The sequence below is a fragment of the Jatrophihabitans sp. genome (assembly GCF_036000465.1).
GTDB lineage: Bacteria > Actinomycetota > Actinomycetes > Mycobacteriales > Jatrophihabitantaceae > Jatrophihabitans.
Genome location: NZ_DASYFV010000032.1, coordinates 1 through 20,375 on the forward strand (window position 1 = coordinate 1; position 20,375 = coordinate 20,375).

17 protein-coding genes are annotated in these 20,375 nt (G+C 72.8%); 4 read left to right on the forward strand and 13 right to left on the reverse strand.

The features are described 5' to 3' along the window. Nucleotides 1-11: 11 nt before the first annotated feature. The 4 genes from VGN18_RS10880 to VGN18_RS10895 all read right to left on the reverse strand — a co-directional run bounded on the left by VGN18_RS10880 (nt 12) and on the right by VGN18_RS10895 (nt 7,407). Nucleotides 12-650 (reverse strand): hypothetical protein, encoded by a 639-nt coding sequence (locus tag VGN18_RS10880; protein ID WP_327539706.1) that lies wholly within the window; start codon nt 648-650, stop codon nt 12-14. Between the two features lie 91 nt (nt 651-741). After that, nucleotides 742-3,114 carry an ATP-binding protein gene (locus tag VGN18_RS10885; protein WP_327539707.1) on the reverse strand — a complete coding sequence of 791 codons (2,373 nt, stop codon included), beginning with the start codon at nt 3,112-3,114 and terminating at the stop codon, nt 742-744. 245 nt (nt 3,115-3,359) lie between these two features. After that, nucleotides 3,360-6,782, reverse strand: a complete 3,423-nt coding sequence (locus VGN18_RS10890) for a choice-of-anchor D domain-containing protein (RefSeq protein WP_327539708.1) — start codon at nt 6,780-6,782, stop codon at nt 3,360-3,362. A 133-nt stretch (nt 6,783-6,915) separates the two neighbouring features. After that, a complete protein-coding gene (locus VGN18_RS10895) occupies nt 6,916-7,407 on the reverse strand; it encodes a DUF4190 domain-containing protein (protein ID WP_327539709.1) in 492 nt (163 codons plus the stop codon). Nucleotides 7,408-7,577: 170 nt separating this feature from the next. Here VGN18_RS10895 and VGN18_RS10900 point away from each other — a divergent pair, with 170 nt between their 5' ends. Then, complete coding sequence (locus VGN18_RS10900; protein WP_327539710.1) at nt 7,578-9,584, forward strand: ATP-dependent helicase; 2,007 nt, start codon at nt 7,578-7,580, stop codon at nt 9,582-9,584. A 37-nt stretch (nt 9,585-9,621) separates the two neighbouring features. On the opposite strand, the gene VGN18_RS10905 is transcribed toward VGN18_RS10900, so the two are convergent. The 6 genes from VGN18_RS10905 to VGN18_RS10930 form a co-directional block, all read right to left on the reverse strand. After that, nucleotides 9,622-9,891 (reverse strand): hypothetical protein, encoded by a 270-nt coding sequence (locus VGN18_RS10905; RefSeq protein WP_327539711.1) that lies wholly within the window; start codon nt 9,889-9,891, stop codon nt 9,622-9,624. A gap of 120 nt (nt 9,892-10,011) precedes the next feature. After that, nucleotides 10,012-10,440, reverse strand: coding sequence for a nitroreductase family deazaflavin-dependent oxidoreductase (locus VGN18_RS10910; RefSeq protein ID WP_327539712.1), 429 nt, complete (start codon nt 10,438-10,440; stop codon nt 10,012-10,014). Nucleotides 10,441-10,515: 75 nt separating this feature from the next. Then, nucleotides 10,516-11,334, reverse strand: a complete 819-nt coding sequence (locus VGN18_RS10915) for a DUF1028 domain-containing protein (protein ID WP_327539713.1) — start codon at nt 11,332-11,334, stop codon at nt 10,516-10,518. After that, on the reverse strand, nt 11,331-12,974 hold the full coding sequence (gene pgm, locus VGN18_RS10920) for a phosphoglucomutase (alpha-D-glucose-1,6-bisphosphate-dependent) (RefSeq protein WP_327539714.1): 1,644 nt from the start codon (nt 12,972-12,974) through the stop codon (nt 11,331-11,333). The genes VGN18_RS10915 and pgm overlap by 4 nt, the downstream gene beginning before the upstream one ends. A gap of 46 nt (nt 12,975-13,020) precedes the next feature. After that, nucleotides 13,021-13,224, reverse strand: a complete 204-nt coding sequence (locus tag VGN18_RS10925) for a hypothetical protein (RefSeq protein WP_327539715.1) — start codon at nt 13,222-13,224, stop codon at nt 13,021-13,023. Between the two features lie 168 nt (nt 13,225-13,392). Further along, nucleotides 13,393-13,902 carry a DinB family protein gene (locus tag VGN18_RS10930; RefSeq protein WP_327539716.1) on the reverse strand — a complete coding sequence of 170 codons (510 nt, stop codon included), beginning with the start codon at nt 13,900-13,902 and terminating at the stop codon, nt 13,393-13,395. 63 nt (nt 13,903-13,965) lie between these two features. Between VGN18_RS10930 and VGN18_RS10935 the strand changes: the two genes are divergently transcribed. Next, nucleotides 13,966-14,169, forward strand: a complete 204-nt coding sequence (locus VGN18_RS10935) for a DUF2945 domain-containing protein (protein WP_327539717.1) — start codon at nt 13,966-13,968, stop codon at nt 14,167-14,169. 27 nt (nt 14,170-14,196) lie between these two features. Here VGN18_RS10935 and VGN18_RS10940 read toward each other — a convergent pair whose 3' ends face one another. Beyond that, nucleotides 14,197-15,495: a C40 family peptidase gene (locus VGN18_RS10940; protein WP_327539718.1), complete on the reverse strand. Its 1,299-nt coding sequence runs from the start codon at nt 15,493-15,495 to the stop codon at nt 14,197-14,199. A 93-nt stretch (nt 15,496-15,588) separates the two neighbouring features. On the opposite strand from VGN18_RS10940, the gene VGN18_RS10945 reads away from it, so the two are divergent. Further along, nucleotides 15,589-16,338 carry a sulfite exporter TauE/SafE family protein gene (locus tag VGN18_RS10945; RefSeq protein ID WP_327539719.1) on the forward strand — a complete coding sequence of 250 codons (750 nt, stop codon included), beginning with the start codon at nt 15,589-15,591 and terminating at the stop codon, nt 16,336-16,338. Between the two features lie 9 nt (nt 16,339-16,347). On the opposite strand, the gene VGN18_RS10950 is transcribed toward VGN18_RS10945, so the two are convergent. Together VGN18_RS10950 and VGN18_RS10955 are read right to left on the reverse strand one after the other, a co-directional pair. Continuing rightward, nucleotides 16,348-16,593 (reverse strand): DUF7455 domain-containing protein, encoded by a 246-nt coding sequence (locus VGN18_RS10950; protein WP_327539720.1) that lies wholly within the window; start codon nt 16,591-16,593, stop codon nt 16,348-16,350. Between the two features lie 138 nt (nt 16,594-16,731). Further along, complete coding sequence (locus VGN18_RS10955) at nt 16,732-17,613, reverse strand: patatin-like phospholipase family protein (protein ID WP_327539721.1); 882 nt, start codon at nt 17,611-17,613, stop codon at nt 16,732-16,734. Between the two features lie 214 nt (nt 17,614-17,827). On the opposite strand from VGN18_RS10955, the gene VGN18_RS10960 reads away from it, so the two are divergent. Next, a complete protein-coding gene (locus VGN18_RS10960; protein ID WP_327539722.1) occupies nt 17,828-20,365 on the forward strand; it encodes a DEAD/DEAH box helicase in 2,538 nt (845 codons plus the stop codon). The last annotated feature ends 10 nt before the right edge of the window (nt 20,366-20,375 follow it).

Sequence of the window (20,375 nt, forward strand, 5' to 3'; positions counted from 1 at the left end):
GTGGCCGCGGTTCAGGCGTGGGTGCCGACGAAGTACGCGCGGCTGACGTGGCGGGTGATCAGCGGGCCGATGCCGCTCGGCGGGGTGGTGAGCACGGTCCAGGCCGAGGTCGTCTCGATGACGCCGCCGTGGGGCGCGGTGGGCGGGCCCCAGACGATGCCGTCGTGGACGCAGGAGTACTCGCCGACCCATGACGGGTGCAGGTGCAGCCAGCCCCAGGCGCCGCCGTCCCGGATGGAGCAGGTGTCGCCGTCGGAGAGCACGAGCGAGAGCGGCGAGGTGGAGCGGGGTGCGCTGACGCGGGCGACCCGGCCCGTGTCCGGGATCTTCACCAGGGTGTGGGCGCGGGCGTTGCGCAGGCACAGCACGCGGGCCGGCGTCGCGGACTTCCAGCAGGCGATGGCGTACTCGGCCGACGGACTGCACTCCAGGATGTTCGCGTTGACCGCGCCCGGTGAGGCGTCGGGGTAGCTGCAGTCGACCTGGCCGGTCGGTTCCTGGGCCACGGTGTAGCCGGCGACAGGATAGCCGGCCACCGTCACCGGTCGGACGACGATCCGGACGGTCGCCGGGGTGGTTGCCGTGGCGGCACCGGCGCCGAACAGCGCGGCGGCGGCGGCGGCCAGAGAACAGAGGGCGAGGATGCGCATCGGACGATTCTCCTGTCGAGGGCGAGATGCCGGACAGGAGCCGGGCGCCCCGACCCGTGATACGCGCGGGTCCCACACGTTCAGACGCGTCTCAGCCGGCCAGGGCGGCGAGAAGCGCGCGGGCGGCGACGACCTCGGGAGCGCCGAGCCGGTCGAAGATCCCGACGGCGGTGCGGGCGAGCTCGAGGGCGGCGTCGCGCTCGTCGCGGCGGTCGAGCACGCGGGCGAGGTGCAGGGTCGTGCGGGCCCGGTTGTAGTCGTCGTGGTGCTCGGCCTGCAGATCGATCGCGCGGCGCAGGTGGGCCGCGGCACCGTCGAGCTCGCCGAGCGTGAGCAGCGCCCGGCCGAGCGAGGTGAGGGCCGCGGCCTCGCCGGTCGGATCGTCGTGCGCGCGGCACAGCTCGGCGGCGCGCCGGGCGTGCTCGATCGCCTCGTGCACGCGGTCGGTGTGCTGCTCGGCCTCGGCCAGGTTGTTCAGCACGATGCTCACCCGCCACTCGTCGCCGCCGGCCCGGGCGTGCGTCTCGGCGCGGAGCAGCGTCGTCACCGCGTCCTCGTAGCGGCGCAGGTCGACGTAGAGGTTGCCGAGGTTGCTCAACGCCATCGCCGCCCCCACCTGCTCCCCCGCCTCGGCGTACGCGGCGGCCGCGCGCTCGAACTGGGTTGCCGCGAGCTCGGCCCGGCGCAGCTCGCGGAAGGCGATGCCCAGACCGTTGCTCGCCGTGGCGATCGGCGCCGGGCGGTCCAGCGCCTCGGCCGCCCGGAGCGCTGTGGTGAAGCAGGCGATCCAGGCCGGCCAGGGCTTGCGCCGGTCGAAGTAGGACAGCAACGCGTTGGGCAGTTGCCACGCGGTGGCCAGGTCCCCGGACCGCAGCGCTTCGTCGACCGTCGCGACCAGGTTGGGCAACTCGCGGTCGCACCACGACAGCGCGTCGTCGGCGTCGGCGAACGATCGGGGGACGACGCCGTCGGCGACCACGGGCACGGGAACGGGCCCGCGCTGGGGCAGGATCGCCGCGCCGGCAGCCACCGCGGAGTGGACGTACCAGCTCGCTGCCCGGGATCGGGCCGCAGCCGGCACGCGATCGTGCAGGAACGCGCGGATCAGGTCGTGCACCGCGAAGGTCCCGTCGGCCGATCCGCTCGCCTCGATCAGGTTCGCCGCCTGCAGCGCCCGCAGGTCGGCCAGCACCGCACCGGGCGGCGAGCCGGTCGCGGCCGTCGCGGACTCGGCGGTGAAGCGGCGACCGGGCAGCGCGGCGATCGCCGCAAGGGTCTCTTGCAGCGTCGAGGGCAGGACCGCGACCGCGCTCGCGAGCACGGTGCGCACCGCCGCGCTCTCGACGCCGAGCCCGTGCTCGAGGGCGTCGAGTCGCGAGCGGGCGTCGCGCAGACCGGTCAGCAGCGGCCCGGTGCCACCGTTCGCGCGGATCTGCTCGGCCGCCAGTCGCAGCGCGAGGGGCAGGTGACCGCAGAGGTGGGCGAGCTCGAGCAGGCGGTCGGTGTCGTCGGACGGCGGGACGAAGCGGCCGAGCAGCTCGATCGCGTCGCCGTCGGGCATGGGCTGCACCTGCAGCACGCCCGCCCCGGCGCCGATGACGAGATCGGTGAGCCGGTTGCGACTGGTGACGACGGTGACGCACCCGGCGGACGCCGGCAGCAGGCTCCGCACCTGATCGCTCGACCCGGCGTTGTCCAGCACGACCAGCAGTCGCCGGCCGGCGGAGGCGGACCGGAACAGGGCCGCCAGCTCGGCCTCGCCCGCCGGCAGCGAGGCCCGGGGCACGCCCAGCGCGGGCAGGAACGCGCTCAACACGTCGACCGGCCGCAGCGGTGCGCCGGGGCCGAACCCGGCGAGCTCGGCGAACAGCACCCCGTCGGGGAACTCGTCGGCAACCTCGTGGGCCCAGCGCAGCGCAACGGACGTCTTGCCCACCCCGGGCATGCCGGTGACGACCACCGTCGAGCTCCCGGTCGCGCGGTCGGCCGCCAGCTCGCTCAGCCTCGCGAGGTCGGCCGCCCGGCCGACGAAGTCACGGGTCACGGCCGGCAACTGGCGCGGGGTCATCGCGGGCCGCCCCTCCGCCTCCGCGGGAGCGGCCGCAGGCGGCACCCGGGCGGTCGGGTCGTGCAACGCGTTGCGGGCCGCGATCCACCGCGAGCGCCACACCTGCAGGTCGGCCAGGGCCGGGTCCAGGTCGTGCTCGGCGACAGCCGCGTGCCGCACGCACGCCCGGACGAAGGCCCGCACGAACCACCAGCTCGGCATCGACTGCCCGCGCAGCACGTCGCTCACCGTCGACCGTTTCAGCGTGGGGTCGAGACGCTGCAGCGCCGTGTACGGCGGATCGCCCGACGACGCCCGCAGGGCCCGCAGCGGGACGGCGAGGGCGCCCCGCAACTGCCGGCGGTCATCGGGCGTCCCGGCGCGCGCGCTGTCGCGTCGAGACGCATCGCTCCGCACTGCGGACCCCCACCCGTGCCGTCGTTGCGGTGGATCTTAGGCACCGATCTTCTCGATCTTCGCTGCCCCGAGCCACGCTCACGTCGTCCGGAGTTGTCCGGAGCGCTCGCCGGAGGCCGTGACATTTGTGACGATCTTGGGGCGCGCCCGCCGATCAACGTGCGGACCGAGGCAGGGACGGCCCGGTGGGGTGGGGACGGGCGGTCGCACGGGGCCCGGATCGGTCGTCCGATCCGGGCCCCGGCTCACGACCGCAGGTAGCTGATCGTCGGTGAACCGACGACATGGGTGTCCGTGAGCCAGCCGCTCGCACCGCTGAAGGCGACGAGGACGTGCGGCGGCAGGGTCACGTGCACGCTCATCACGAGGTGGCCGTCGACGCTGACGACGATGGTGCCCGCCGGGCTGATGCTGACCGTGACCACGTGCGTGGCATTGCGCAGCAGCGGGATCGCGGTCGTGGCGGCCAGTCGGGTCAGGCCGCCGGTGCCGCGGCGGGCGGCGACGACGGTGGCGTAGTTGGACGACCGGATGCCGTTCGCCGGATAGGTCTGCACGGTGATCGCGGTGGCCGCGATGCCGCCGATCCCGAGCGCACCACCGGCGCCGCCGAGCGAGCGATAGGTCGCGTAGCGCGGGTCGAGCAGGACCAGGCCCAGGCCGTTCGCGCCGGCGGTGCCGGTACCGCTGATCCGCTCCCCGAACGTCGCGCGCAGACCGAGCGGCGACACGACGGTGCGGTTGACCACGTCACCCGCGCTGGCGCGCTGCCCGGAGGCGGTGAGCACGACGGTGTTGCCCGAGCGCCGGGCCGTGCCGTTCAGCACCCAGCTGCTGTCGGCGAAGCCGGCGAGGCGGTGCAGGATGCCGGTGCCGGTGAGCGCGACGGTGGCCCGGCCGCCGCCGGTGGTCACGCCGAACGTCGCCGTGGACGCGGTCGCACCGGTCGGCGCGAAGAGCACCGGCACGGCGACGGCCTGACCCGGCGCGATCGACAGGCCGACCGCGGGCAGCGTGGCCGAGAACGGGGCGGGCGGTGCGGTCACCGACCGGACGACCTCGGTGAGCGGTCCGTTGTTGGTCAGCGTCACGGTGCGGGTGCTGCTCGCGTAGGTCGCGACCGACCCGAACGCGACCGGCGTCGGGCTCGCGGTGAGGGCCTGGCCGGTCGTGCCGTTCCCGGTGAGGGTCACCGACCGGTCACCGAAGCCGTCGTCGGCGCCGATCGCGTACGTGCCGAGCGACGCGTGCGCGGCGGCCGGCTGGTAGGTGACCTGCTGGAACACCAGCTGCCCCGGCTGGATGGTGAGCCCTTCGGCCAGCGGCGTCGCCGAGACGAAGTCACCCGACGGAGCCTTCGCCTTGGTGACGGTCACCGGGAGGTTGCCGGTGTTGTCCAGCGTGAAGGACGCGGTCTTCGCCGCGCCGACGGCGACGGTGCCGAAGGCGAGCGTCGACGGGGTGACCGTGAGATGGCCCTGACCGCTCACCGCGCTGCCGGTGATCGGCACCGTCAACGCACCGGCCGACGACGTCACCGTCAGCGACGACGTCTCCGGCCCCGGACTCGTCGGCGCGTAGACCACCGACACGATGACGTTGTTGCCCGGCGTGATCACGTCACCGACAGCGGGCAGGCCCGACGTGGTGAACGATCCGCCGGTCGGGCTCGTCGACACGACCGTCTCGCTCTGGGTGCCGGTGTTGGTGATCTGCAGGTTGAGGGTGCGTTGCGAGCCGGTGGGTTGGCTGTCGAAGGTGAGCCCGCTCGGGGTCGCGGCGAGACCGGTGCGCGTGCCGGTGCCGGTGAGGCTCACCCCGACCGTCCCCTGGTCGGTGATCAGGCTGAGCGTTCCGGTCGTCGACCCCGGCGCGGTCGGCGTGAAACTCACCGGCAGCGACAGCGTCTGCCCGGCCGCGAGCGAGGCGGGCAGCGCCGGCGGGGTGACCCGGAACGGTGCCGCGGTCTGCACCGAGTTCAGGACGAGCGCGCGCTGGGCCGTGATCGTCACGGTGGCGTTCGAGGTGTCGCCGACCGGCGTCGAGGCGAAGGTCGCCGGGGCAGCGGTGACAGCCGTGGCCGCCGGCCGGCCGAAGGCGAGCAGCGCGCCGTCGCGGGTGCCGACGTAGACGCGACCGTGATCGGTCATCGGCACGGCGAACTTGGCCGCGGTGCCGATCGGCGCCGACCAGATCTGCTGCAGCACCCCGCCCGTGCCCGGGACGGCGAGGTGCGCGACCAACCGTGCGCCCGCGCCCGTCGGCCCGGGTGCCTGCTCGGCCCACACCACCGCGGAACCGGGTGTCGTGCCGTCGGAGGTGACGACCGGCGATCCCGACGTGTAGCCGAACGTGTCGACCGAGGTGCCGGCCTCGAACAGTGCCGGCGTCCCCGCTCCCGTCACGCCGTACTTCAACGCGCGCAGCGGACCGCCCGAGCCGATCTCGTACACGTAGCCACCCTCGCCGCCGTAGGCCGACGGATGGCCCCACTCACCCTGGTACGGGCCGGTGACCCCGACGACGGCATCGGAGAGGTTCGGTCCCTGCGAGCGTCCGCCGAGGTTGTCGCGATCGAGCAGGAAGACCCGGCCGTCCTTGCCCATGACGACCATGAGCTTCGGGTGCGCGGTGCCGGCCCCGAACACCGGCGGCAGCAGCAGCGGACCGCCGCTGCCGAGATCGGTGTCGTTGAGGTCGAGCGTGGGGGCGTCGGACGGCGAGAAGAAGTCCGCGGCCGAGAGCGTGCCCGTCGAGCCGACCTGCAGTCGTACCGCCGACTCGGCCAGCGACAGGGGTGGCGCCGAACCGGGGCCGGGTGGTGGGGACAGGCCGTTGCCGGTGGTGAGGAAGATGCGGCCGGCGCTGTCCGAGGCGAGGCCGCCGCCGCCCTGCCAGATGCCCGCGCCCATGCTGCTCGTCGCCGGGTCGGTGGTCCACATCGCCGTCATCGACGCCGACGTCGTGCTGACACCGACCACGTAACCGCGATAGGGCTCGACATCGCAGTGCGAGCCGAAGGCGATGTAGACGACGCCGTTCATGAGCAGCAACCCGGGCCGCTGCATCTGATTCTCGGGGTCGAACGGTGAGGTCGGATCGTTCTGCGGCGACCCGGCGATCTTCACCGGCCACCCGGCGCGCTCGGCCCCGCTCGCGAGGTCGAGGGAATGCAGGTACCAGTGCGGATGGTCCACGTCCGCACCGTCGTTGACCTTCGTGGTGACGTAGACGGCCTTGCTCACCGGGTCGTAGACCGGCGTGCTGGTGACGCCGATGTTGGGCACCAGGTCGCCGCAGCCGATCGTCGACACCGGCCAGGCCGGCCCGAGGTCGCGCTGCCACGACACCGCGCCGGTCGACGCGTCCAGTCCGTAGATCTGGTCGTTCTCGGTCGCGACGACCAGCATCGAGCCGATCACGATCGGCTGGGCATAGATCTGACCGTCGAGGTGGGCCGCGAAGATCTGGCCGAAGTCCGACGACCGCACCGACGTCTGGGTCAGGGCGGGTTCGTTCGGGTCCCACGCGGTGCGCAGGGTGTCGACCGAGACGGTCGGGGCGTCGGCCCCGGCGGCTGCCGGTCTCGCGATCGCGGACGCGGCCAGGACGACGATGGCGACGACGCTGACCGACAGCACCCGCCGCACGTGCACGTTGAACGACACGAAGGCTCCCCCGAGACCTTGGACCGACGCCGGACGATACCGCGCCGTGATCACGCTTCGGGTCGACCCCCGAAACCGAGCTCATCGTGTGGCAGACGAGCGCCCGGCGGACGGAGGACAGGCGCCCGGCGCCTCAGGCGTTCGAGAGCGCGGCGATCACGATGATCGCGGGCACGAGGGAGATGATGCCGAGCACGAGCCCGGACAGCGCGAGTCCGGTGCCGGCCCCGCTCTTGCGCCCGGCCGACATCCCGGCCGCACCGAGGATCACGCCGAGGATCCCGAGCACCAGACCGAAGAACGGCACCCAGAAGAACACCAGGCCGAGCAGCCCGCAGACGAAGCCGGCGACGCCCAGACCGTTGTTCGGCGCGGGCTGCGCGTAAGGGTTCGGGTAGCCGTACCCGGGTGGCGCGGCGCCGTACTGCCCCTGCGGGTAGCCCGGCTGCGCCTGCTGCTGCGGGTACTGAGCCTGCGGGTACTGAGCCTGCGGGTACTGCTGCTGGGAGTACTGAGCCTGGGGGTACTGGTCCTGCGGATACGCCGGCTGACCCGAGTACTCCGCCGGCGCCGGCGCGTCGCGCTTCTCGAAGCCGTACGGTGGCTGCCCCTGCGAATCGGTCACGTCGTCCCCCGTTCCCGCGCCCGCGCGACCGCGAAGGGCGGTTCCCGTGGGACGAGACACAAGCTAGCCCCGTCCCACGGGAACCGCCATAGCGCGCGAGTGCCCGCCCCGACCGGCCCGATCCGCGTGTCCCCTCCCGTCCGGACGGCACCGCGGATACGATCGAACACATGGTCGATACGCAGTGGGCCGACGGCCTGGACGACGCTCAGTTGGACGCGGTCACGCACGGGCGCGGCCCGCTCGTCGTCATGGCCGGCGCGGGTACGGGCAAGACCCGCATGCTCACCTCGCGGGTGGCCCGGCTGCTCGAATCCGGCGTTCGTCCGGAGCGGGTGTTGCTGCTGACCTTCACCCGGCGGGCGGCTGCCTCGATGACCTCGCGGGCGGCCGCGCTGTGCGGCGATCCGCGCGTCGGGCAGCGCGTGTGGGGCGGCACGTTCCACGCCGTCGCGCACCGGCTCGTCACCGAGTACGCCGGCGCGCTGGGGCTGACCGGAGTCACGCTGCTCGACCCCGAGGACGTCGTCGGCCTGATGGACCTGCTGCGTGAGGAGCACGGGCTCACCGGCACCGGCACCCGCTTCCCCAGCAGCCAGAAGCTCGCCGATCTCTTCTCCCGCACGGTGAACACCGGTCGGCCGGCCCGCACCATCCTGGCCGAGGAGCTGCCCGACTTCTCGCACCAGACCGACGAGGTGCTCGGCCTGTTCCGCGCCTTCATGGCGCGCAAGCGCGAGCAGGGCCTGCTCGACTTCGACGACCTGCTGCTGTGCTGGGTGCAGCTGCTCGCCGACCCGGTGCTGGGCGAGAAGCTGCGCCGCCGGTGGGACTGGGTGCTGGTCGACGAGTACCAGGACGTGAACCGCGCCCAGGTCGACATCGTCACTGGGCTGCGTCCCGACGGCGACGGCCTCACCGTGGTCGGCGACGACGCCCAGGCGATCTACGGCTTCCGCGGCGCCAGCGGCGCGCACCTCAGCGACCTGCTGCACCGCCTGCCCGACGCCACCCTGGTCCGGTTGCAGCGCAACTTCCGATCGGTGCAGCCCGTTCTGGACCTCGCGAACGTCGTCCGCCCGGGCGCGGGCGGAACGCGGCTCCGGCTGACCGCCGACCGCGCCGGGGCGTCTTCCCGGCGTCCGGTGCTCGTGCGCTGCGACGACGCCGACACCGAGTCGCGGATGGTCGCCGACGCCGTGCTCGACGCGCAGCAGAACGGGCTGGCGCTGCGGGAGCAGGCGGTGCTGATGCGCGCCGGCAGCCACAGCAACGCACTCGAGGTCGAGCTGGCGATCCGCAACATCCCTTACGTGAAGTACGGCGGCATCCGCTTCCTCGACACCGCGCACGTGCGCGACCTCGTGGCTGCTCTGCGCGTCACGACCAACCCCCGCGACGAGCTCGCCTGGTACCGGCTGCTCGGCCGGCACCGCAACATCGGCCGGGCCACCGCCCGCGCGCTGACCCCGCTGCTCGTTGCCGACGACCCCGACACGAACGCCGTCGTTGCCGCCGCCCCGGACAAGGCCCGCACCGCGCTCGCCGCGACGCTGACCCAGCTCGCCACCGCGCGGTCGAGCACCGACGCCGGCGAGCGGGCCACGGCCTGCTTCGCCGCGGTGCGTCCGCTCATCCGGGCGCACTACCCCGACTGGACGGCCCGGCTCGAGGACGTCGAGCACATCGCCGACGCCGCCGCGACCCGCAACGACCTCGCCGGCTTCGTCGCCGAGCTCACCCTCGACCCCGGCTCGTCGAGCGCCGACTACGCCGGCGCGCCGCACAAGGACGAGGACTACCTGACGCTGTCGACGGTGCATTCGGCCAAGGGCCTCGAATGGACCGACGTGCACGTCATCCACGCCGTCGACGGCGCCTTCCCCTCCGACATGGCCCTGCACGACGACGACGGACTCGAGGAGGAGCAGCGGCTGTTCTACGTCGCGATCACCCGGGCGCGCGATTCGCTCACCGTCTACACCCCGACCCGCATGCCGACCGACTGGAACAGCTACCGCGCGCGGCAGGTGCACGCCAAGGCCAGCCGCTTCCTCACCGAGGACGCCCTGCGTTGCCTCGAGGTGCGCGTGCCGACCCGGCCGGCCGCGACCGTCGAGCCGGTGACGCCGCACGCCCGGGTGGCCATCCCGACGCTGGATCACCTCTTCGGGTGACCGATCCCGGCCGGCAGGTCGCTTTCCCGGACTTGTGTTACGCCGACTTCCGTCCGAAGACCCTCTTCGCGACGGAGCCGGTGCCGAGAGCGGCGAACAGCGCGACCGCGACGACCGAGGGGACGGTGGACCCACTCGAATCGGCACTGTGGAAGGTCATGTCGCCCCCGTACACGCCGACGAACAAGACGGCGAGCCACATGGCGACGATGGCGACGGTGGCCCACATCTCGGGGACGAGGATCCGTGCCGCCCGGCTCTCGCGAGCGGACTGGATCGAAGACTGATTGTGCATCGTTGCGGTCATGGCTGCCTCCTCAGGACACCCACTCTCGAGTCTGACCCGATCGCTCGATCGCCGGTAGAGAACAACGTCATGAGCCGATCGTCGGGGACGTGCGTCCCGAGCGATCATGCCGCTGACGACTCAGGGCCGGATGAGCTCGAAGACCGGGTGCCGGTCGGCCTCGGCGGCGAACTCGGCGGGTGGGGCGTCGGGCGCGGCCCGGAAGTACGGGCGGGTGACCTTGGCCAGGGCGACGTACCGCTTGAGCACCGGTCCCGCCTCGTCGGCCGACACCTCGCGCACCGTGTACTCGACGGCCCGGCCGCGGCGGCTCAGCGTCACGGTCGGCGCGGCGCGGACGTTGCGCACCCAGTCGACCGGGCCGTACGGGGCGACCAGGTAGCGCCCGTCGACCAGGGTGACCGGGGTGCTGCGCGGTTTTCCCGACCGGCGGCCGGGCACGGTGAGCACGTAGGTGCCGGGCACCACGCCGAGACGGATGAGCGGGCCCAGCACGCGGTTGCCGAACCGCCGCGCGGTGGTCATGTGGAAGGTGCGGGGTTCGGGCACGGCGACCACCTCTCGATCACCCTCGACGCTAGGCCGGCCCGTCGACCGGCCCCAGATCCGAACGGCCCGTTCCGATCAGTGAGCGCCGCCCCGGAGAATGGCGAGAACCCGGCGGTCGACCCAGGTGGTGTCGGGGGCCACCCGCATCTCGTAGTTCTCGGTGCCGACCCAGGCCTGGAAGTCGGCATGGCCGAGGGCCCGGGCCCGCTCGTCGAGCTCGGTCGCGAGGGCGCCATCGACCGGCACCTTCTCCGCCGCGGTCGACGCGGTCAGGTAGAAGTCGTTGAGGTCGAGCAGCCGACCGAGCTCGGACACCGGGTCGCTGTGGTCGTCGACCCGCAGGTCGGCGGCGATGTCGTCGCCCCCGCCGTAGCCGGCGCCGGGACGCACGACCAGCAGCGCGGCCGACTGGCGTCCGCGTCGGTCTCCCCCGGCCTGGTCGCCCGCGGCGAGCGCCGCCAGCAGGCGGTGGGCCAGCGGGAGCTCCGGCGACGCGTCCCACGCCTGCTTCATCGACTCGACCACCTGCGGTCCGGCCAGGATGTTGCCCTGTACGGCGACGCCCGGCGCGGCGATGCCGCCGGCCCAGTCGAGGCAGTCGGCGCCGGTGTGCGTGGCCGCGCCCCCGGTCGCGTCGACGACCCCGAGCTGGCGTTCGGCCGAGCCCGGGTCGCCCTCGACCAGGCGGCGCACGACCGCATCGGCCGAGACGCCGTCACCGAGCAGCCGCAGCGCGGCCGCCTTCCACGCGACGTTCGCGTCGGCCTGGGTCGCGACCGCACCGACCCCCGCCGCCGCCGCCGGCACGACCGCGCCGACCGCGATGAACTTCGATGCGACGGCGACGCCCCACGACTCGCCCTCGTCGCAACGTCCGACGATCGAGAACGTCATTGCGAACCCAGCGCGGCGGCGACGATCGTGCGGGCCTCGTCCTGGATCTCGGCGAGGTGGTCGGCCCCGCGGAAGGACTCGGCGTAGAGCTTGTAGACATCCTCGGTGCCCGACGGTCGGGCGGCGAACCAGCCGGCGTCGGTGACGACCTTGAGCCCGCCGATCGCGGCGTCGTTGCCGGGTGCCCGGGTGAGCTTGGCGGTGATGCGGTCGCCGGCGAGCGTGTCGGCGCTGACGTCGTCGGGCGACAGCTTGCCGAGGGCCGCCTTCTGCTCGCGCGTGGCCGGGGAGTCGATGCGGGCGTACGCGGGATCGCCGTGCCTGTCGGTCAGTTCGCGGTAGTGCTCCGAGGGCGAGCGGCCGGTTGTCGCGGTGATCTCCGAGGCGAGCAGGCAGAGGATGATGCCGTCCTTGTCGGTCGTCCACACCGAACCGTCGCGCTGCAGGAACGACGCCCCCGCGCTCTCCTCACCGCCGAAGGCGACCGAGCCGTCGAGCAGGCCGGGCACGAACCACTTGAACCCGACCGGCACCTCGAGCAACCGGCGGGACAGGCCGGCAGCGACCTTGTCGATCATCGAGGAGCTGACCAGTGTCTTGCCGATCGCCGCGCCCGCCGGCCACGACGGCCGGTTGGCGAACAGGTAGTCGATCGCCACCGCGAGGTAGTGGTTCGGGTTCATCAGCCCGCCGTCGGGTGTGACGATGCCGTGCCGGTCGGAATCGGTGTCGTTGCCGGTCGCGATCGCGAAGTCGGCCTGCCGGGCGATGAGCGAGGCCATCGCGTTCGGCGACGAGCAGTCCATGCGGATCTTGCCGTCCCAGTCGAGCGTCATGAACGCGAACTGCGGGTCGACGGCGTCGTTGACGACGGTGAGATCGAGGCCGTAGCGCTCGCCGATCTCGCCCCAGTAATCGACGCTCGCGCCGCCGAGGGGGTCCGCGCCGATGCGAACGCCGGCGCGGGCGATGGCCTCGAGGTCGACGACCTGCGGCAGCGCGGCGACGTAGGCGTCGAGGAAGTCGTAGCGCTGCGTCGTGTCGGCCCGCAGCGCCTGCTCATGCGTGATGCGGGTGACGCCGGCGCACTTGTCGGCCAGCAGTTCGTTGGCCCGGTTCTGGATCCAGCCGGTGATCTCGGTGCCGGCCGGGCCGCCGTCCGGCGGGTTGTACTTGAAGCCGCCGTCGGCCGGCGGGTTGTGCGACGGGGTCACGACGACGCCGTCCGCCCGGCCGGTCGAGCGGCCGGCGTTGTGCGCGAGGATCGCCCGCGACAGCGCCGGGGTCGGCGTGAACCGCTCGCGCGAGTCGATGAGCACGGTGACACCGTTGCCGGCGAACACCTCGAGGGCCGAGATCGTCGCGGGGCCGCTCAAGGCGTGCGTGTCGGCGCCGAGGAACAGCGGCCCGTCGATGCCCTGCGCCGCGCGGTACTCGCAGATCGCCTGGCTCGTGGCGGTGATGTGGTCCTCGTTGAACGTCGTCGACAGCGACGACCCGCGGTGACCGGACGTTCCGAAACTGACCCGCTGCTCGGTGATCGACGGATCGGGATGCTGCTCGAAGTAGGCCCGCTCCAGCGCGGCGACGTCGACCAGATCCTGTGGTTGAGCCGGCTGACCGGCACGCTCACTCGTCATGGGTCGATCGTGGCACCACCGTCCCGGGCGGGATAGGGCAGGTCGATCAGCGGGCGACGGCGAGAGCCGGCAAGCGGCTGCGGATGTAGCGCAGCTGCTCGGCCCGGGCGCGGGCCAACTCGTCCGGCGTCGGCCGGGCGTTGCGCAACGCGCGACCCGGGTCGAGCCCGACGCGGCGCAGCGGGTACATCACCGGGCGGGCCACGAGAGCCGCCGGCCGGCGCCAGGCGGAGAGGGTGGTCGAGTCCATGAGCGATCAGTCCCTGGGGTAGAGCAGCATCGCAACGACACCAGGACACCGCCCTCGCCCGCCACGGTCAACGTCGGGGCCGCTCGATCCGGCGTGTCGACCCGCAGAGTTAACCTGGCGGTCGTCGCCGAAACCTGGCGTTACGCAACCGGGATCGCTCTCCCGGCCTCACTCCCCCTGCGGGCCGCCGGCGAGCTCGACGACAATGTCGAGCTGGCCGAGGTGGCGGGCGTACTCCTGCACAAGGTGCAGCAGGACGCGCTCGAGCGTCGCCGGTTGCGCGCCGTCCCAGCGGGGACCCGGCGCGCCCTGATCGTCGAGATCGTGCCGCTCGACCACCTCCCGGCTCCGGGCCGCCTGCGCGTCCGACGCGGCGAGCAGGTCGGCGAGCGACTCATCGAGCCCGACGTACCAACGGTGGTCACGCTCGTCGCCCCACGGCTCGGCGACATCAAATCCCTCGAAGCCCCACTCCAACCAGCGGAGCTCGACGAAGGTCAGGTGCCTCAGGAGCTCGATCGGCGCCCAGCCCGACGGCAGCCGGCTCCGGCGGAGATCGGCCGGCGACAGTGCGGCGAGCTTCGTCCGGACACCGGAGCGGAAGTAGTCGAGGTAACCGAGCAGCACCTCGGCCCGCGAGGGGACGGGTGTGGTCGGCTCCGGGAACGGCACAGGCATGGCGCCACCCTCTCGCACCGGGCGAACCGGTTGCGACCGCACGGTGCCGGGTAGTCCTCGCGTATGGCCGAGTTCAAGCAGGGTGACCGCGTCACGTGGTCGAGTCACGGGGGCACCGCCAACGGCAAGGTGGTCGAGAAGATCACCAGTGACACCGAGGCCGGCGGGCGTTCGGTCAGGGCGTCGACGGACGAGCCGCAGTACCTCGTCCGCAGCGACAACGGTGGCGAGGCCGTGCACAAGCCGGACGCGCTGCGGCAGGAATGACGGTGACCCTCGCCGCGGTCGGACCGATCAGGTCAGCGGGCGGGTCGCGCCGAAGTAGCCGGACGAGACGCGGCCCAGCGGGGTGACGCGCACGATGTCGCCGCTCTGAGGGGCCTGGACCACGTTGCCGTCGCCGACGTAGATCGCGACGTGATGGATGCCCGCGGCGGTCTTGCCGTTGCTCCAGAACACGAGGTCACCCGGGAGCAGGTCGGCGACGCCGGGGTGCAGCGTGCCGGCGCCGTACTGCGTCGCGGCGAAGTGGGCGAACGACTGGTAGGGGCCCCAGGCGAACATGGCCAGTCCCGAGCAGTCGAAGCCGGCGATGTGGCAGTCGTTGTGGGCCGAGCCGGCGGCGCAGACACCCGTGGACGGTCCCGTCGCCCCGCCCCCGGCCCAGGCGTACGGCGCGCCGATCCAGCGCAGCGCGCGGTAGGCGGCCGTCTGCCCCATGGCCGCGGTCCAGTGCGCCGCGGCAGGGGCCTCGGGCCGCTTCGCCGCCTGCTTGGCGAGTTCGACGTAGTGCAGGTTGATCGCCGCGGCCGCCGCCGGGTCGGCCACCGACCAACCGCCGAGGAACGTCGAGAGAACCTGCGTCGCCCTGGCCTGGCCGCCCTTGGCGAGGACGAGGTTGTGCTGCAACGAGGTGAGGACGGTGCGCGAGCGGTCCAGCGCGGCCGCCGCGTGGATGCGGAGGTCGGCGAGGCGCTGAGTCACGGCGCGGGTGCGGCTCAACGCAGCGGCGACGCCGGCGTCGGCCCGGCGCATGTCGGCGGCCGAACTCTCCGCCGTCGCCGTCACGACCGCTCGCATGTTGGCGACCATCTGGATGGCCGTCCCGGCGTTCAACGCGGCGGTCGGGTCGTCGGCGACGAGCAGCCGCGCGGTCGGGCCGATGCCGACATCGGAACCGTCCTCGTACGCGGCGATCACGATGCGGACGAAGAGCCGGTGGGCGGCGTCGTAGCGCTGCTGCGCGGCGACGCGGTCCGCGGTCGCCCGGTTCGCCTCCGCCTGGGCCTGCGCCTGGACGGCGAGCTGGTCCTGGTAGTCCTGCTCGGCCTGCGACGCGTCGGTGGTGAGCTGGGCGATCTCGCGGGTCTGCGCGGCGATGGTCCGGAGCAGTGTGCCGACCCGTTGGTCGGCGGCGGTCTTGGCCTGCTGCGCGCTCTGCGCGTCGGACGGCCGGACCGGCGCCGGTACCGAAACCGAAGGGGTCGCCGAGGGGCTCGCGGCCAGCGGGGACGGCGCGGCGAGGACGGACGCCGCCACCGCCACGGCAGCGCCCAGCAGGGCGAGGCGGCGGGTGGGCAGGCGGGCAGGCATGTCACTACTCCCATCGGCCGCGCGCGTCCGCGCTTGAGTCCGGGGCGTCGATAGGCTCGGGCCGACGGAGCGGCGGACGGGGATCGGAGACCGGTGGGAGCCTGGGACGTGCTCCTGCTGCTCGTCGCCGGCGTGGCCGGCGGGCTCACCGGCAGCATCGCCGGGCTCGCGTCCCTGACCACCTACCCGGCCCTGCTCGCCGTCGGGCTGCCACCGGTGACGGCGAACGTCACCAACACCGTCGCGCTGGTCGCCAACAGCATCGGTTCGGTGAGCGGATCCCGGCCCGAACTCGTCGGCCAGCGCGCGCGCATCGTGCGGCTCGGCGCGGCGGGGCTGGCGGGCGGTATCGCCGGCGGCGTGCTGCTGCTGCTCACGCCGGCCGGCTCGTTCGAACGGATCGTCCCGTTCCTCATCGCGCTCGGCTCGGCCACGATCCTGGTCGAGCGCCGGCCGGACGTCGCCGTCGACCGGCCCCACGTCGACCCGCACCTGCTGCCGCTCGGCGTGTTCGTCATCGGGGTCTACGGCGGCTACTTCGGCGCGGCTGCCGGGGTGTTGATGCTGGCCCTCCTGCTCGCCGCCCTGCCCGAGACGCTGCCGCGCTGCAACGGACTGAAGAACGTGCTGATGGGCGGCGCGAACGCCGTCGCCGCGATCCTGTTCGTCGTCGTCGGCCGCATCGACTGGACGGCCGCGCTCCCCCTCGCCGCCGGCCTGTTCCTCGGCGGCCGGGTCGGGCCCGTCGTCGTGCGCCACTCGCCCGCTCGCGTGCTGCGGGTCCTCATTGCGCTCGGCGGACTCGGGCTGGCGGTCTACCTCGGCGTCAAGGCCTACGGCTGAGGTGGCGGGTCAGCTCGCGCTGAGGCGCAGCGACTGACGGTCGTCGGTGACGACGACAGAGCACCCGGCGAGGGCGGCCGAGTTCTGCTCGAAGTGGTGGCCGCAGAAAAGCATCTCGAGGCCGCTGGCCGACATCATCACGCGAACGTAGGCCTGGGCGCTGCACCGGTCGCAGCGGTCCTGCACGGTCAGCGGAACACTCATCATCGACACGCCGAGCACGGCCGCATCCGCGGAACTGACTGTGGCACCCATGGGTGCCTCCCTTCCTCGGCACGACGTTCCCGTCGTGTGAGTGGCGTGCCGTTGGTGGAGATGCCAGGCACATCTGTCCATCGACCCATCCGTTCCTGACTTGAACCGGTCCGACCAGGACCTGGAACCGACATGGCGTCACGCGGCTGTCATCGGCACGCGGCCGGCCAGGAAGCCGGCGGCCAGCTCGTAGGCCGCGGTCATCATCGACGCCGTCGAGCGGAAGTCACGGATGCCGATCGCGGCGATGTCGGGACACGGCAGGACGACGACCTCCTGACCCGGACCGGCCATGTCGACCGGGTCGGGCAGGTTGGCGTAACGGCTGATCGTGAAGGAGCGCAGCAGCACCTCCAGCGCGGTCATGTGTGACGCCGCCCCGGCGTGCTCGCCCGACACGTCGAGGACGTAGACGGTGCGGACCCCGAGCGATGCCGCGCGGGCGACCGGAACGGACGCGGCCACGCCGCCGTCGACGTGCCGCCGGACCCCGCCGTCCGGGCCGGGCAGAGACACCGGCGGGAACAGGGCGGGGAGGCAGGCCGAGGCGGCCAGGATGCGCCGGGCCGGACCGGCGGTCCACCACGTGGGTCGGCCGGCGTCGAGGTCGGTGGTGACGACGTGGGTCGGCACGGCCAGGTCGGCGAGATCGGGCACCGGGCAGAGCCGGTCGATGAGCGCCATGAGCCGGTCCGGCGTGAAGAGGTGGTCACGGCGCGTAACCAGGTTCCACACCGTGGCGCGTCGCGGCGTGCCGAACACCGTGCGCGCGGTCATGGTCGACCAGATTTCGGCCAGGGCGGCGACCCGCTCGGCGGTCGGGTCGGCGGCGACGTAGGTGGCGTTGAGGGCACCCACCGAACAGCCGACCAGCGCGTCGGGCACGACGCCGGCCTCGAACAACGCCCGCAGCATGCCGACCTGGGCCGCGCCGTGCGATCCGCCGCCGGAGAGCGCGAACGCGATTCCGGAGCGCGGCGGGGTGACCGGCCGTCTCTCCTGAACTCCGCGCAGGCGCATGGCATCCGTCCCAGGGCTGCCCCGCTCGGGTTGACCCTCACAACATCGGCCGCCGCGGCGCCGGGATGAGTGGTTCCCGGGCGGCCCGCGGCCCGCTGGTCGACCGAGGCGCCAACGACGCGACCAGGCCGACGAGGTGCGCGAGCGCCCCGGTTCCGGGATGCTGCCGAGCCGCAACAAGCCCGCTGTCCCGTAGGGCAGAGTGGTGGTCGACATGGACACCATCGCGACGCTCGTCCCCGGCGACACCACCGATCCGGACGAGCTGTACGAGGCGTTCTCCGGCTGGGTGGTGCAGCAGGGACTGCTGCTCTACCCCGCGCAGGACGAGGCGATCCTCGAACTCGTCACCGGCAACAACGTGGTGCTGGCGACGCCGACCGGATCCGGCAAGTCACTCGTCGCCGTCGCGGCGCACTACTTCGCTCTCGCGACCGGCACCCGCTCGGTCTACACCGCCCCGATCAAGGCCCTCGTCAGCGAGAAGTTCTTCGCGCTGTGTGCGGTGTTCGGATCCGAGAACGTCGGCATGATGACCGGCGACGCGGCGGTCAACGCCGACGCCCCGATCCTGTGCTGCACCGCCGAGATCCTGGCCAACATCGCGCTGCGCACGGGCGCGGCGAGCGACCTCGGCGTCGTCGTCATGGACGAGTTCCACTTCTACGCCGACCCCGATCGCGGGTGGGCCTGGCAGGTCCCGCTGCTGGAGATGCACCGCGCCCAGTTCCTGCTGATGTCCGCGACGCTCGGCGACATGACCGAGCTGTCGGCCGACCTGTCGCGGCGCACCGGGCGCGACACCGCGACGGTGACGGCCGACGAGCGGCCGGTGCCGCTGCACCACTACTACGAGGTCACGCCGCTGCACGAGACGATCGGCGACCTGCTCTCCAGCGGCCAGGCGCCCATCTACGTCGTCCACTTCACCCAGGCCGCCGCGCTCGAACACGCGCAGGCGCTGACCAGCATCAACGTCGCGACCCGGGCCGAGCGTGACCTCATCGCGGAGGCGATCGGCGAGTTCCGGTTCAACGCCGGCTTCGGCAAGGTGCTGTCGCGCCTCGTTCGGGCCGGCATCGGCGTGCACCACGCGGGCATGCTGCCGAAGTACCGGCGGCTGGTCGAGCAGCTGGCCCAGGCCGGGCTGCTCAAGGTCATCTGCGGCACCGACACGCTCGGTGTCGGCATCAACGTGCCGATCCGCACCGTCGTCTTCGCCGCGCTGTCGAAGTACGACGGGCAGCGGCAGCGGCAGTTGCAGGTGCGCGAGTTCCACCAGATCGCCGGACGCGCCGGACGCGCCGGGTACGACACCGCGGGCACCGTGGTCGTGCAGGCGCCCGAGCACGAGGTCGAGAACGCCAAGCTCGTGGCCAAGGCGGGCGACGACGCCAAGAAGCTCAAGCGCATCGTCCGCAAGAAGGCGCCCGAGGGCTTCGTCTCGTGGAGCCCGAACACGCACCAGCGGCTGCTGAGCGCGCCGCCCGAAGCACTGACGCCGCAGTTCGCGGTGACGCCGGCGATGGTGCTCAACGTCATCGCCCGCCCGGGTGACCCGTTCGCGGCCATGCGCAACCTGGTGATGGGCAACCACACGCCGGCCTCGGCCCGCCGCGGTCAGGTGCGCGACGCGATCCGGGCCTACCGCTCGCTGCTGACCGCCGGCGTCGTCGAGCGGCTCGACCAGCCGGACGAGTTCGGCCGGCTGGTGCGCCTCACCGAGGACCTGCCGCTGAACTTCGCGCTCAACCAGCCGCTGTCGACGTTCGCTCTGGCCGCGATGGACCTGCTCGACCCCGAGGCCGAGACCTACGCCCTCGACGTCGTCTCGCTGCTCGAGGCGACGCTCGAGGACCCGCGCCAGGTGCTGCGCGCGCAGGAGCACGCCGCCCGCGGCGAGGCGGTGGCCGCGATGAAGGCCGAGGGCATCGAGTACGAGGAGCGGATGGAGCTGCTCAACGACGTCACCCACCCGAAGCCCCTCGACGGGTTGCTCAACGGCGCGTTCGCGATCTACCGGCAGACCCACCCTTGGCTGAACGAGGACCAGCTCTCGCCCAAGTCGGTCGTCCGCGAGATGTGGGAGCGCGCGATGACCTTCACCGAGTACGTGTCGTTCTACGGGCTGACGCGGTCCGAGGGTCTGGTCCTGCGCTACCTGTCCGACGCGTATCGCGCGCTGCGCTCGAGCGTGCCGGCCTCGGCCCAGAGCGAGGCACTGACCGACCTCACCGAATGGCTCGGCGCGCTGGTGCGCCAGGTCGACTCCAGCCTGCTCGACGAGTGGGAGCAGCTGACCACCGGTACGGCCCGCGCCGACGGCGTCGTCGAGCCGACCGTGCCCGTGTCGCTCACCCAGAACGTCCGCGCGTTCACCGTGCTCGTGCGCAACGCCATGTTCCGCCGGGTCGAGCTCGCGGCGCTGCGTCGCTACGACCAGCTGGGCGCGCTGGACGGCGATGCCGGGTGGGACGCCGAGATCTGGCAGGACGCGATCGAGGCCTACTTCACCGACTACGACCGCCTGGGCACCGGCGCCGACGCCCGCAGCCCCGCGTTGCTGCGGGTCGCCGAGCGTGCGGGCTGGTGGCGGGTGCGCCAGGTCTTCGACGACCCCGAGGGCGATCACGACTGGGGCATCACCGCCGACGTCGGCCTCGCCGCCAGCGACGAGGCCGGCGAGCCGGTGGTCACGCTCCTCGACGTCGGCCCCTTCCGCTCCGACCTCGACACCCCTGGATCGCCCTAGCGACCCACGG